Source organism: Sinorhizobium garamanticum (assembly GCF_029892065.1).
Lineage (GTDB): Bacteria > Pseudomonadota > Alphaproteobacteria > Rhizobiales > Rhizobiaceae > Sinorhizobium > Sinorhizobium garamanticum.
In genome coordinates, this window is sequence record NZ_CP120374.1 from 732,001 (window position 1) to 745,594 (window position 13,594).

The 13,594-nt window shown below is 53.1% G+C and carries 9 protein-coding genes and 2 pseudogenes; 9 read left to right on the plus strand and 2 right to left on the minus strand.

What is annotated here, in order from left to right:
* Window positions 1–4: 4 nt before the first annotated feature.
* The 8 genes from PZN02_RS23410 (at window position 5) to PZN02_RS23445 (ending at window position 11,829) form a co-directional block, all read left to right on the plus strand.
* A complete protein-coding gene (locus PZN02_RS23410) occupies window positions 5–4,465 on the plus strand; it encodes a methyltransferase domain-containing protein (protein ID WP_280663036.1) in 4,461 nt (1,486 codons plus the stop codon).
* A 122-nt stretch (window positions 4,466–4,587) separates the two neighbouring features.
* On the plus strand, window positions 4,588–5,583 hold the full coding sequence (locus tag PZN02_RS23415; RefSeq protein WP_280663037.1) for a CgeB family protein: 996 nt from the start codon (window positions 4,588–4,590) through the stop codon (window positions 5,581–5,583).
* A gap of 77 nt (window positions 5,584–5,660) precedes the next feature.
* Window positions 5,661–6,737 (plus strand): capsular polysaccharide export protein, LipB/KpsS family, encoded by a 1,077-nt coding sequence (locus PZN02_RS23420; protein ID WP_280663038.1) that lies wholly within the window; start codon window positions 5,661–5,663, stop codon window positions 6,735–6,737.
* A 1,046-nt stretch (window positions 6,738–7,783) separates the two neighbouring features.
* Window positions 7,784–8,509 (plus strand): DUF6270 domain-containing protein, encoded by a 726-nt coding sequence (locus PZN02_RS23425; RefSeq protein WP_280663040.1) that lies wholly within the window; start codon window positions 7,784–7,786, stop codon window positions 8,507–8,509.
* 82 nt (window positions 8,510–8,591) lie between these two features.
* Window positions 8,592–9,236, plus strand: a complete 645-nt coding sequence (locus PZN02_RS23430; RefSeq protein ID WP_280663041.1) for a class I SAM-dependent methyltransferase — start codon at window positions 8,592–8,594, stop codon at window positions 9,234–9,236.
* A 206-nt stretch (window positions 9,237–9,442) separates the two neighbouring features.
* Window positions 9,443–9,823 (plus strand): hypothetical protein, encoded by a 381-nt coding sequence (locus PZN02_RS23435; protein ID WP_280663042.1) that lies wholly within the window; start codon window positions 9,443–9,445, stop codon window positions 9,821–9,823.
* Window positions 9,824–9,832: 9 nt separating this feature from the next.
* Window positions 9,833–10,786 (plus strand): class I SAM-dependent methyltransferase, encoded by a 954-nt coding sequence (locus PZN02_RS23440; protein WP_280663043.1) that lies wholly within the window; start codon window positions 9,833–9,835, stop codon window positions 10,784–10,786.
* Window positions 10,787–10,986: 200 nt separating this feature from the next.
* On the plus strand, window positions 10,987–11,829 hold the full coding sequence (locus PZN02_RS23445) for a hypothetical protein (RefSeq protein WP_280663044.1): 843 nt from the start codon (window positions 10,987–10,989) through the stop codon (window positions 11,827–11,829).
* 3 nt (window positions 11,830–11,832) lie between these two features.
* Here PZN02_RS23445 and PZN02_RS23450 read toward each other — a convergent pair.
* Window positions 11,833–12,036: pseudogene (locus tag PZN02_RS23450) on the minus strand (transposase); the annotation flags it as partial.
* Window positions 12,037–12,208: 172 nt separating this feature from the next.
* Between PZN02_RS23450 and PZN02_RS23455 the strand changes: the two are divergent.
* The gene (locus tag PZN02_RS23455; RefSeq protein ID WP_280663045.1) at window positions 12,209–12,982 is read left to right on the plus strand and encodes an ABC transporter permease; all 774 of its coding nucleotides are present in this window, start codon (window positions 12,209–12,211) and stop codon (window positions 12,980–12,982) included.
* 348 nt (window positions 12,983–13,330) lie between these two features.
* Here PZN02_RS23455 and purU read toward each other — a convergent pair.
* Window positions 13,331–13,503: pseudogene (purU, locus tag PZN02_RS23460) on the minus strand (formyltetrahydrofolate deformylase); the annotation flags it as partial.
* Between the last annotated feature and the right edge of the window lie 91 nt (window positions 13,504–13,594).

The window sequence follows — 13,594 nt, forward strand, 5'->3', positions numbered from 1 at the left end:
CCGCATGTCGATCAAGGATCTTACTCATGATCGGGTGTGGGAAGCATACTACGGAGAGCTTGGGCGCAATTTCATGCGCAGCACGCAAAAGAGAATCCATTGGATCTGTAGTGTGGTCGAGGGAAAAAGGATCCTTGATATCGGTTGCAGCTCCGGAATTGTACCCATCCTTCTCGGGCGAGAAGGAAGAGTGGTACTGGGTATCGACAGCTCTAAAAAGGTGATCGAACAAGCTCAAGAACACCTCTCAAACGAATCAGAAACAACACGGGAGAGAGTCAAATTTATTGAAGCTGATTTTCTCACTGTCGATCCGAAGGAACATCAACCTTTCGATACGGTTGTGATTTCAGAGGTGCTTGAGCACTTAGTTCGGCCGCAAGATATGCTTGATGCCGCGACAAAGTTCCTCAAGCCAAACGGTCACATTATTGTCACGGTACCGTTCGGGATAAATGACTTTATCGATCACAAGCGCACGTTCTATCTCACGGAAATACACGATCTTTTAACGCGCAACTTTAACGTTATTGCGTTGGAGTTTCTTGGTACTTGGATCGGACTGGTTGCAGTCAAACCGGAAAATAGGTCGCTTCAGAATGGCCGAGATTCCGTTCCAAGCGAGGAGGTGAAGCAACTTGAACAGTCGTTCTTTCTTGTAGAGCGGGCTATTCGTGACGAATTGGCCGGCAAAAAAGATGAAGTGTCGCGCTTAGAAGACAGAGTAAAGAAGACCACAGAGACGGTGAAAGTTGTCACCGCTGAAAAGCTCAAGCTTGAAGAGAGCATCAGGAAGACCACGGAGACAATGAAAATTGTCTCCGCTGAAAAGCTGAAGCTTGAAGAGAACATCAAGAAGAAAGAAGGACGAGAACGAGAGCTTTTGTCCGAGCAGGAGAAGCTGGCGAACGAGCTTGCCCGACTTCGAGGCACCATTGCCGAAAATAAATCAGACAAGGAGAGAATCGGCAAGTTGGAGGCCGACCTGCGACGTTCTCAGCAATTGTTGACCCGTTCAGAACAACAAAGATTGGCTGCAGAGACCCGTGCAACCAACTCCAAAAACACGCTGTCGTACCAACTTGGCGCAGCCCTAATACGCGCAACAAACTCGTGGTCGGGTTTGGTACAGTTTCCGAAGGAGGCTGTACGTATTCACAAAGAGGGAAAACGTCGTCGTGCGGCCAAGTTGAAAGAAGTGGAGACAGGGGCAAAAAAAAAAGAGCGGGTTCTAGTTAGCGCGCTAGCGACGCCTCCCTGTAAGCTAAATGTCGACAACAAGCGCAGGTTGCGGGTTGCCGGCATTATGGATGAATTTACAGTCCATTCCTACGAGCCGGAATGCACGCTGCTGCAGCTTGATCCGCAAAACTGGCGGCAACAGCTTACAGAATTTGATGCCGATTTGCTGTTCATCGAGTCCGCCTGGAAGGGCCTGGATGGTCTTTGGCAGGGGAAGATCAGTAACGCCGACCCTGAGGTGCTGGAACTTATTGACTGGTGCAGACAAAGAAAAATACCGTCCCTCTTCTGGAACAAGGAAGATCCAGTTCACTTCAGTACCTTTGTATTTATCGCAAAATGCGTTGACTATGTCTTCACAACGGACATTGACTGCATTCCAAAATACAAAGAGGCTGTTGGTCATGAACGAGTGTATTTGCTTCCGTTCGCGGCACAGCCTTTGATTCACAACCCAATAGAGTTATACGATCGCAAAGACGCTTTTAATTTCGCTGGCTCCTATTATTTAAGATATCCCGAGCGGCAACGCGATTTCGCAGCCCTGATTGATGCTGTCGGGTCGCTGCGCCCTGTCGAAATCTATGACAGAAACTTCGACAATCCCCATCCACATTATGCATTCCCTGAGCAATACGCCCCAATGATATTGGGAAAGTTGCCCTTTGCCGAGATTGATAAGGCCTATAAGGGCTATCGATACGGCATCAATATGAACACTATAAAGCAGTCGCAAACCATGTTTGCCCGACGTGTTTTTGAGCTGCTCGCATCAAATACTGTTGTTGCGTCCAATTTTTCTCGCGGCGTAAGACTACTGTTCGGCGATCTGGTAGTTTCGTCGGATGATGCCGCCGAACTCCATCGACGCCTCGAATCGATCTGCGAAGATGAAGTTGGGTACCGCAAGTTCCGCTTGCTCGGCCTGCGCAAGGTCATGACCGAGCACACATATGCCGACCGGTTGTTCTATATAAGGTCAAAGCTAAGCGGAGACACGCAATCGTCGGCGCGACCACTGATTGTCCTGTTCTCAGTTGCTGAGACGCCGGAAGAATATGCATCGTTGGTGCAGAGCTTCAATCGTCAGCGATACCCCAATAAGCGCTTGGTCCTATTGAAGCGCTATTCTGGCGGTGTGCCGGACCACGTAGACGGCGTTGTCGAATGCACGAACGAGGCAGCCTGCATTGAATATATTCAAGCCACAAACAGCGATGATCTTGTCGGCTTCCTCCATCCTGAAGATTATTATGGCACTGAATACCTCACAGATCTGCAATTAGCTCAAAGATATTCTTCCGCGAAGGCATTTGGGAAAGTGAGCCGCTATCAAGCGAAAAATGGCGGCCTGACCCTTCACGAAGACGAACGCCAATATCGTAAGACAGACAGATTGTTTGTTCGATCTGCGCTGGTTCGAGCGTCCGCCATCACTGAAGACTGGATTGGTTCAGCGGTTGCTGATCCCGGCGGCGCGATGGTTCAGCTTCAGGAAATGCTAGCGACTGATGAATTCCATTACATTGAAGGTGGCGCTCGCTTACCTGAATCCATCAGGTCGGACGTTGAAGACCTGACGATTGCCGACAAGGGCGCCTCATTAGCGGATCAAATAATGCCAATCGCGGAGAATCCGTCGGTGGCCGGCAGTTCAACTTCACCAAAATCTAACGAGCTGCCGCAGCTAAGCGCTGTGCAACTGCATGGCATGCTTAAGGCTACAAGTGGAGTAGACTTGCGACTGGAAGGCGGCCAACTCCATTTGCGCTCCAAGCTCGCAAATGACAAACACGTCTATCTTTACTGCGGCCGAGAATTTGACAGACACGAGCTAAACCTCGTGCTGAACAGCCAGTTTGAACTGGTTTTCAGGGGCGATCTCGATTTGAGGACCGTTTTCGAGTTTAGGGACGAAAATGGCGCGAAAATTTCACATCAGATAAATAAGGCCGGCGGTCGCCATTCACTCGCTATTCCAGAGAATTGTACGGCAGTTCGATTTGGCTTGCGGGTGCAGGCAGCGGGTGAGGCAAAGATCGAGGCGGTCGTGCTCGGGAACCAGATAGAACGGCCTGCAGCACTTGCCGTTCGCTCGCCGTACCTAGTCCTGTCCAAGCAGTATCCTGCCTATGACGACCTATATCGCTACGGCTTCCTCCACAGCCGCCTTCGCGCTTACAAAAAAGACGGGTTGGTTTCTGAAGTATTTCGCATCAGCAAAGAGGCCTTTGGCTATTGTGAGTTCGAAGGTATCGACGTCGCAACAGGAGACGCAGGACTGCTTCGATCCACTTTGGCGGCAGGGCAGGTCAAGCACGTGCTGGTACATTTGTTGGACGAACACATGTGGAGTATTCTGAAAGACTACCTTGATCGCATAAAGATCACCATATGGGTCCACGGCGCCGAAATTCAGGTATGGCAGCGGCGGACCTTCGAATTCGAGCGGATGGATGATCAAGAGGTCGCACGACAGAAACGATTGAGCGACAAGCGCAAAGCGCTGTGGCAGCGAGTATTTTCCGAATCAAGTCACAATGTAAATTTTGTGTTTGTTTCAGAGTATTTTCTGAACGAGGTCCAATCAGATATTGGGGTGCAGCTGGATAAATCAAGATATCATATCGTACACAATTTCATCGACTCAGATATGTTCGAATATGAACAGAAAGATGAGGCCGATAGAGGGAAGATCTTATCAATCAGACCATATGCGAGTAGGAAATACGCAAATGATCTGACCGTATCTGCCATACTCGAGCTTTCAAAGCGTGACATATTTGACAACCTTACTTTCTGTCTCTATGGCGACGGCGACTTGTTCGAACAGACGACGGCTCCACTAAAATCGTTCGGAAATGTAAGGATCGAGCGCCGATTCCTAACACAGGCGGAGATTGCAGAGATTCACAAGGATTTCGGGATCTTTTTAACCCCGACACGGATGGATGCCCAAGGCGTGTCACGCGATGAAGCAATGTCCTCAGGCCTGGTGCCAATCACAACCAATGTGGCATGCATCCCAGAGTTCGTTGATGAAAGCTGCGGGGTCGTGGTACCAGCGGAAGACTATGTCGCAATGGCCGATGCTATCGAGCGGCTGTACTCGAATCCCGCCGAGTTCACCAAGCTCTCCAATGCGGCTTCGCTTCGCGTTCGATCCCAATCGGGTTATGAGATGACTGTGAAGCGTGAGATTGCGCTGATACAGAGAGTTTAATGCTCTCCACTCTTTTGAGTGCCCGCTTCGCCCCAGCCTCGTACCGGCACCTCTAGGCGGGCAGACCTTGTCGACAGGTCAGCCCACCTGGTCCGAAATGCGTAAGAAATCGGAATCCGTGAATGCGAACAAGTGAGTTAACCATTGCGCTAATCTCTGACAGCCTTACAGCGGCATGCTTATCAAAGGAGTGCCGCACACTGACGTTAACGCCGCTGAACTATAAATGGGTGCTCCGCCTGCAGAAGCCGGACTTGTTGTTCGTTGAATCCGCTTGGGAGGGACATAGACGCCGGTGGAAATATAAGGTTGCATCGTATCCAGGGGGGCACAGTAACAACAAAAAGCTAGAGAAGGTCGTGTCGTATGCCCGCGATCGCGGAATACCGACTGTCTTCTGGAACAAAGAAGATGGCGTCCATTTTGATAGATTTATCGATAGCGCACAATTGTTTGACCACATATTTACTGTGGATGAGAACTGCATAGCCAGATACAAAAAAGTAATCCGCAACGGGACTACGGTAAACACATTAATGTTTCCCGTACAGACAGCTACCCATTATTTTCGCGGATTTGACTTCAAATTCAACAAGGCAAATTTCGTCGGAAGCTACAGTCGAAAAATACACGAGGCCAGGCGCAATTGGCAGGACCTAATGTTTTCCGCTTGCGCAGCAGCCGGGGTTAAGACCGTCGTCTATGATCGGAACTCCGAGCGCAATTCCGCGAACTATCGATATCCTGAGTTTGAAGGAATAGAGGTTCGAGCGTCAATTCCGCATTCAGAGACAGCTCAGGTATACAGAGACCATCTAATTTCACTTAACGTGAACACAATTGAGGACTCCCCGTCAATGTATTCACGCCGCTTGGTCGAGATTCTCGCTTGTGGTGGAATTGCAGTGACAAATCCAACTGTAGCTGTCGATCGATACTTCTCGGAATACTGCCACGTTGTCAGAGATTTTGCCGAGGCCACAGATTTGTTCGCCAGATTGAAGGGAGGCCCCTCGCCCCGGGACTTGGAGCGTGCGGAGGCAGGAGCACGTTATGTGCTCGCAGAACACACCTGGTCCCAACGGTTGGACGACGTAAGAAAAGTGGTTGGGCTTTAGAAAATGGATGATCCTGTGACAGTTAATCCGCGCAAGAAGGAAGCGATCTGAGAAAGGCCCGGGATTGGAGCATGGAAATGGCTTTGAACCACCGGAAGCCGAGGATCGTTTACGCTCAGAATGCTGAACGACCTCCGCTTTTCCTGTTCGGCTTCAGTCGATGGAAAGCCTACATACGTGACTGGTTTCCAGATGCGCACGTGATTCCTTCGCGTCCCCGTCTTTTGCCATTCGAATTCGATCTCTATTGGAAGCGTCGGCTCCTTCGCGATCCACGCGCCGGGGTATTGGCCTGGCAATATAACGGGCCGCCAAGGCTGAAGGAATTCTGCGCCCGCCACAGCATCCCCTTCGGCTATGTCGAGGACGGCTTTCTCCGATCTATAGCGCTCGGCGCGTTGAAGGTGCCGCCGCTTTCGCTGGCCTTTGACGCGCAGGACATGTATTTCAACGCCAACGGCCCGACCGACCTCGAAGACATTCTAAAGACCTACGATTTCGAGGGCGATCGAGCGTTAATGAACCGAGCAAGGGCTGCCCGGGAGCAGCTGCTCGCGAGCCGGCTCAGCAAGTACAATTCCGGTAATTCACTCGATATCGCCTCGGTTTACGGTAAGAAGACCCGACAGCGCGTGCTCGTTATCGGCCAGGTGGAGCGCGATGCATCGATCACCTATGGCTGCGCAAGAAGAGTGACGAACAACGATATCGTTCGGCTGGCGTCGTCCGAAAATCCCGACGCTCAGATCATATACAAGCCGCATCCAGAAGTATTGAGGGGCACGGCCAAAGCGAAGTCCAACCCCGAGCTTGTTCGCGACATCGCGATGATCCTTACACAGGATATCAGTCTCGCTGACTCGCTTGAAACCGTCGATCACGTCTATACCATCACCTCGCTCTCGGGTTTCGAGGCTCTATTGCGCGGAATCAAAGTGACGACAGTCGGATGCCCTTTCTATTCCGGTTGGGGGCTTACAGACGATCGCCAGCCGAGCCCACGCCGCAACCGGAAGCTCTCCATCGATGAGGTCTTTGCGGCAGCCTATATCCTCTACGCCAAATATCTCGACCCGGTCACCAAGAAGCCGATCGAGCTCGAGCACGCGTTAGAAGTCCTTGCCAGAATGCGCGCGGAGAAAATAGCGGCCTAAGGCAGCATGCGCTAAAGCGGATTCTGCCGGATCTACCCGCAGCGCCGCCGTCTTCGGCGCAAGCCGAAACCTAAGGAGAACTTGTTTGCTGAACCGTCGTTCGCCTGAACGTGGCGCCCGACGACCAAATATTCATCCTCCATTGAGGTTTCGTGGTGACGTGGTGAAAGACCTTTCCGATTCCGTCTGAAGTAGAATGACTTAGTACTCGAATTCCTTGCTGGGGGGCATAGCCGCGGCGAAAGTGGTCCTCCCAAGTGTCGAATGTTTTCTCCTCTCTGGGTGGTCCGGCTCGGTTTCATCATTGGGGCATGTGTTTTCCCTCTTGTTGGACGAGCAGCTAATTGCCTATGTTGGCATCCTGTCCACTCAGCGCGAGCGCCAAGCCGAACTGCAAAAGAAAAACTGATGGCCATTGTCGATCTTATCAAGGACCTTGAGGAGGCGAAGGAACCAAGCCGCGCGTTAGACCTAGCTTTGGCGATCTTGCTTGGCTACAAGCGGAAGGTCGAAAACGTCAGGGACCCAAATTCTGGGGAACAAACTAGGCGCGTTCTCTGGCTACTCCCCGGTGGCCAAGATCCCGGTCGCGTACCACTGTACACTGCCTCGCTTGAAGACGCACACTCATTTGCTCAGACTACTGCGCCTGGAAATGCTGGCGGTGTCAGTTGGGACGATAGCGGAGGCTACGCAAAACTTGGCGACGGGCCGTATTGCTCTGGCGCCAACCCAGCCATTGCGCTGTGCATTGCAGCCTTAAGAATCCAATCTTCTGAGGACAGTGACGGCTGAGCGTCGAGCCTGGAGCAAGACGTCAGCGCAGCCTCGAATAACAACTGTCAGCCACACCTAATAGGCTCCGACACGTGATTCCCGCGGTGGCGGGTTTTGTGGATCAGGCGAAACGCACGAGGAACGAAGGATTGCGTTCCAAATCTTCCAATGATTAAACACCTTCAGATTGCTGAGGTGCATGCATGAGCTATGGCGACAACACGCCGGCATCATCTTGATTAGCTCGCTGTTGCGTTGTGAGGTCCGCCTTGAAGCTAGCCATTTTTGGAAGTTGCGTTACGCGCGACGTTGTCGCGCATCTGCCGCCATCAATTGAACTCGTATCGTATATCGCTCGTTCCTCCGTCGTAAGTGCGGCACAAAAAAAGCCATATCGGATTGAGGAAGAACTTCCCGATTCTATCGGAGCGTTTGAACGACGGATGATCAGGCATGATCTGGAAAAGACGGGTATTGAGAGCCTGATCCAAAGCAACCCCGACATTGTCGTCATCGATCTAATCGACGAACGATTCCAAGTTTATGAGTATTCCGGCACGCTTGTGACTCTTTCCGCACGAATCGCCAAGGAACGCCTGGGGGCCGAGATCAGGCGGAAAGGTAGGCTTTTCAGGCGCGACGAGGACTTCGGCAAGTATTTCTCGCAGTGTGCTGAACTTATTCTCGGTCGACTTTGTGGAGGGAAAACCAGAGTCCTCGTCAATGAAGCATACTGGGCTGAACGCCACGCCGCGGACGACGGGACAAAGTTGTACGACGACCTAGTGAATATCCGCCGGAATAACGAACGACTCAGCCAATATTACAACAGTTTGAGGAGGTTCCTTCCGAAGGAAAATTTCATTCGATATGACGGTCAATTGTTAGGAGATCCAAAGCATATATGGGGCGAGTCGCCTTTCCACTACACTGCGCCCTACTATCAATATATCGCCAGAAAGATCGTCGAATTAGGCAAGGAACAATGCGCTTAAGACAGAAGCGCCGAATGAAATTTGTATTGCGCGCCCGATTCCGGGCAAACCATAGCGTTGCGACCCAATGAAGGAGATATGAGTGGCCGATTTCGAGATCAGCAAAGTTCAAGATCCGCTGCCGGAGCAAGAAGCTGCGCGCGATTATTGGTCGGGCCTTGATAATTTCGCGGGTTATGCACGGCCGAAACCTTGGTCGACCTTCATGGCGAGCCGCATTCTCTCCTTTTCACCGAGCAGCGTTTTTGAGTTCGGTTGTAACGCCGGCAAAAATCTTGCTGCCATTCGAGAAAGAAACTCGTCTGTGTTCGCCTGTGGAGTAGACGTCAATGCAGCCGCAGTACGTCACGGTGAGCAATCTGGGCTGCGACTGGCAGCGGGTGATGAGAGATTGCTGAAGATCTTTCCAGATCTGACATTCGACGTCACCTTCACCGTATCTGTTATCGACCACGTGGCCACGCCAGGCGAGATACTAACGGAACTCGCACGGATCACTCGGCGAAAGCTTTTGCTCCTCGAGCCATGGCTCGGCGAAGAAGGCAAAGTGGAGCGAAACGTCAACATCACCACTGGCGAACTGATCGACACAACGCCATACTCCTATTCATGGGACTATCATCGACTCACCCGTCAGCATCTCCCAGGTTGGCAAATCGAAGATGAGCCCTACGCGTTGCAGTCGAACTTGGGCCGGTTCTATCGACTTTACACGCTCACCAGATGAGCCGGAGCGACAGCTACTGGGCGGGTCACCTGTATTCTGCGATGTCAATCACTTTGGGAAAACGCTGGCCCCCGACGTCCAAAATTTTCATTGTTCGAAGGCGATGTGAAGAGTTTCCTGGACCATGTGTTTCACCTTGTTGTTGTGTTTGAAGTCTGCGATGGGCTAGGGTCGCCGCCCCTGAGATTGACGAACGGTCAGGATAGATGACGCGGCAGGAAATCATTGAAGAGTTGGCAGCGCTGAAAGAGCCGAGTCGGCCTATCGATCAGGCCATTGCCTTGTTGTTCAAGTATCGTCGAGAGACGGTAACGCTCCCGGCTGGAGGCGCAACGCCGGCGCAAATCAAGGTTACTTGGTATGATCGAAACGGCGAAGCGGTCGGGATCGTCCCACCATTCACATCAAACCTTGATGCCGCCAAATCTCTTTTTGATATCGCATTCCCCAACGGCGCTGGTGGGTTCAGCTTTCATAATGGATACGCACAGGCACAGGTTGGAGACGGTGAGCCTGCAAAAGCATTCAACGCTGCGACGGCGCTCTGCCTGGCGACGATCAAGGCGGCTGCTGACTTAGACACTTAATGGGCGGGATTGCCTTCACAGTTGTCGTTCATTAAACACCGACACACTGCGGAGGTAGAGCGTATGAGTTACGAGCAATTTCTAGACGGTTATGCCGCCAAGGTGGGGTTGCCAAACAAGGAAATCCTGCTGGCGGATCATAGAGAGCGGTACAAGTTCGCGATCACCAACCGGGAACGCGGCCGATCCTTGGTCGAGCGCCTATCAAACCACGGCATCAAGATCAAAGGCGCAAAGGTTCTCGATGTCGGCTGCGCCTACGGCGGCAACACGATCGAGATGATGCATGCCGGCGCTACGGCTGTCGGCATCGACATTGACGAAAAGTGGCTGAAGCTTGCAGAGGAAAACGCGAGAGGAGAATGCTCCCCAACACTGTATCTCTGCGACGCCTCGACGCGCGCAGCGCGCAGTCGTCTCCAGCCACACGGCCCGTTTGACCTTGTGATCGTCAACGATGTGTTCGAGCACATTTTTGACACCGCTGGCCTTCTGGAAAACATCTCCTCCCTGATGGCCCCGGGCGGCAAGCTGTTCTTTGCTGTGCCGAACGGTTTGGCACCTCGCTTCGTGCTATCAGAGGGCCACAAGAAGGTTTTCGGTATCTCCCTTCTGGCGCCGGACTACTGGTCTCACTTCGTAAAAACCCCCTTCCACGTCTACTACCGACGCTGGGAGTATTTCGCCGCCCTCTTCGAGAAATACGGGTTCAATGTCGAGTTGTTCGACGCCATCCAAGATGTGGATGATGCCTGGACCCGCCGCAAGCTCGGCCAGGGGATAAGAGAGATAACGGCAGAACGAGAGAAGCAGAGGTACGAAGGCCATCAGGCGCTCTTTATCGATCGCGCCCTTCAGGCATATTTCTTCGAGCTTCGACAGGACGTCAAGTCTGCAGACTGGACCACGCTGAAGCGCAAGTATCGGACGACCTTCTGGGAAGGCATAATCACGAAACGATAGTCTTTGGAGAAATCGGCATGGCAAGCACGTTGAATTCATTGACGACCTCGCCGAGAGCGATGCGATTTCGAAAGAAGCAGCCTCAAGGTGATCGAGCAGCATGGCCCCAGTCAAATATCAGTCCGCAGCCATGATGGATTCGAAGACGGATACAACTGGATTGAGGTCACCTTGACCACGGCCCCGGAGAGCGGCGGAGAATGAGCCTTGCAGACTTCCTGACCTCACCCGTACCCGATGGAGTTTCCTTCATCCCCTACGGCGAAGCTAACCTCTACCTGCGCGTTAAAAGAAAGACAGAAACACACAGGCTGGTCGTTATCTTCAGCGCCGCGGCGACACGCGCGCCAGATAGGCGCGCACCATTCTTTCATGGCGTCAAAATATCCGATGTGCTGAATTCTAACGTTCTGCTGATCGATGATATCGCCCATCAATTCGGCGAGGATGTTAGCATAGGCTGGCATGTCGGGACACGAGACATCAACACGCAGCAAATTATGCCGCAGATCATCAACCATGTAGCCTCGCAGCTAGACGCTACAGACATTGTCCTGGCCGGTGGCAGCGCTGGCGGATTTGCTGCCCTCTACTACGGCTCCGTGATCCCGAGCACGGTCATGGTGGTGAACCCGCAGACTGACGTCCTGCGATACTACATCCGGCACGTTCAGACCTATCTTTCAAGCTGCTTCGGCTGGTCCGAAGGTGAAGACATGCGCTCGCCCCTCGGCGATCGGATCGTGTCGCTTCCACCGCACTTGGCAATAAACCCTCTCAGGCGCGCGGTCTACTTCCAGAACAACGACGACACCCACCACCTTGAGCGGCACGCCTACCCGCTTCTGAAGGCGCTAGGCGGATGGGGAGGCCCGCGAGATGCCAGCCATCACGGCATTGACTTCTATTTCAGGCGTTGGGGCGAAGGACATGCGCCGATGCCCCCCGCCGTCTTTGCCGACTGCCTGAACCACATCCTATCGCACGGAGTTGAGGGAGTTTCGGAGGCCATGAGCAAAAGTCTCGGGGCACAGCCTGCTTAGCCCCTCGCACAGCCGGCTGACCTGGCTCTTGGGGATACCGCTCTGCCCATGGCCTTCACCAGGTCGTCGGCCGAGCGGGTCGAGATGCACCGCACGTAGGCTTCCTGGATGACCGCGGTCAACGCCTTCTCGGCCATCCCGCCACGGCTCCAGGAACGACGGGAAGTAGGAGCCCTTCCTGAGCTTTGGAATGCGCAGTTCGACCGTCGACACGAGTTCGCCTTGCTCGACTTTCCGCCCGGATTTGAAGCAGGACCGCCGCGCCGACGGACGCAGTTTTGTTCATAGATCACCTTTATTGCCGAGGATAATGCCGAGGCTTGCACGCAGCGGGATGTTAAGGGTAAACAGGCGCGAAACCATCCGGAGTGCAAAGACGATGACAGTGGCCAAGACCCATCTTCGCGTAGTCTCCGCGATGATCGTTCGCGAAATGTCTACAAAGTTCGGCAGCAAGCCTGGCGGATATCTCTGGGCCCTGCTGGAGCCTATTGGCTACATCGCGATGATGACGGTCATCTTCGGTGCCATTGCGCATACCCCCGCACTAGGCACCAGTTTTGTTCTTTTCTTCGCTACAGGCTATCTTGGATACCAGATGTATCAGGCAAAGGTCATGTATCTGAGCTCAGCCGTGCGGGCCAACAAGCCTCTACTCAGCTACCCGAACGTGGCGCCGATCGATGCGATCACTGCGCGATACATCTTGCAGACGCTGACGACGACACTTGTCTCAGTAATTGTATTTGCCGCGATATTTTTAACATTACCGCATAGCCCTGAACTCAATTGGCCGAGATTGCTCGAAGCTGAACTATACGCAGGATCACTGGCGCTTGGCGTCGGATTGTTCAACAGCGTCATGTTCGTAAAATACGCCCTTTATGAGCAAATATACGGTATTCTCACGAGACCAATGTTCCTCTTGTGTGGTGTGTTCTTCCTACCAGACGACATGCCTCATCCGTACAGGGACGTTCTTCTGAGCAATCCCCTTTGCCACGTGATTATGCTTTTCCGCACTGGCTTCTACCCAGAGTATAGAGCGATAGGTCTGGACCTCCCCTACCTCGCCGTGTGCTCTGCCCTGGTCTTCTTCGGCGGCATGACTGTCTTCACGATTTCCCGAAGGACGCTGCGAAACGAAACGTAGGGCAGGCCGCGTCGAATATGTTGAGGGGCTGGGACCCCTTGGTGGCTGGTGGGTCACGAGAGTGTCTCACCCATCTCCAGCCTTAGAATGATAGAGGCAGCTCAACTGCCGCGGATGAATGTAAGCATGGACATCAAGGAAAAATGCGAATTGTCACCAAACGGGGCACATGCACTATCTTTGCGCACCTGGCGGATTTCTTGTCGAAGCGTACTCCGGAGGGCGTGTCTGCCATACCGGCCGGTCGCGCGCATCTCTTTCTGCGGTTGAAGAACAAACCGGATACCCGCCGCCTTGTTGTGATTTTCAAAAACCACGTGCTGGCCCGCGCCATGCACGCCCATTTCCGACGTCGCAGCCGTTCGAGACATGGTCCTCGGCGGTTTCCGCAAGGGTGATGCCGGCGATGTCCTGCTCGATGATCGGACCCTCGTCGGGATTGGCGGCGACATAACATGATGCGTCGTCGCGGCGATCCGCTTCACGCCGCGCTCGCAGGCCTGCCTATAAGGGTTGGCGCCGGCCTTGTCGTGGCCCAAGCGGAACGGGTCTGCAGGGATGAGAACCATTCCGGCAGCGTTTTGCACGGAAGTTTCCGCCGGACGTGCGGAT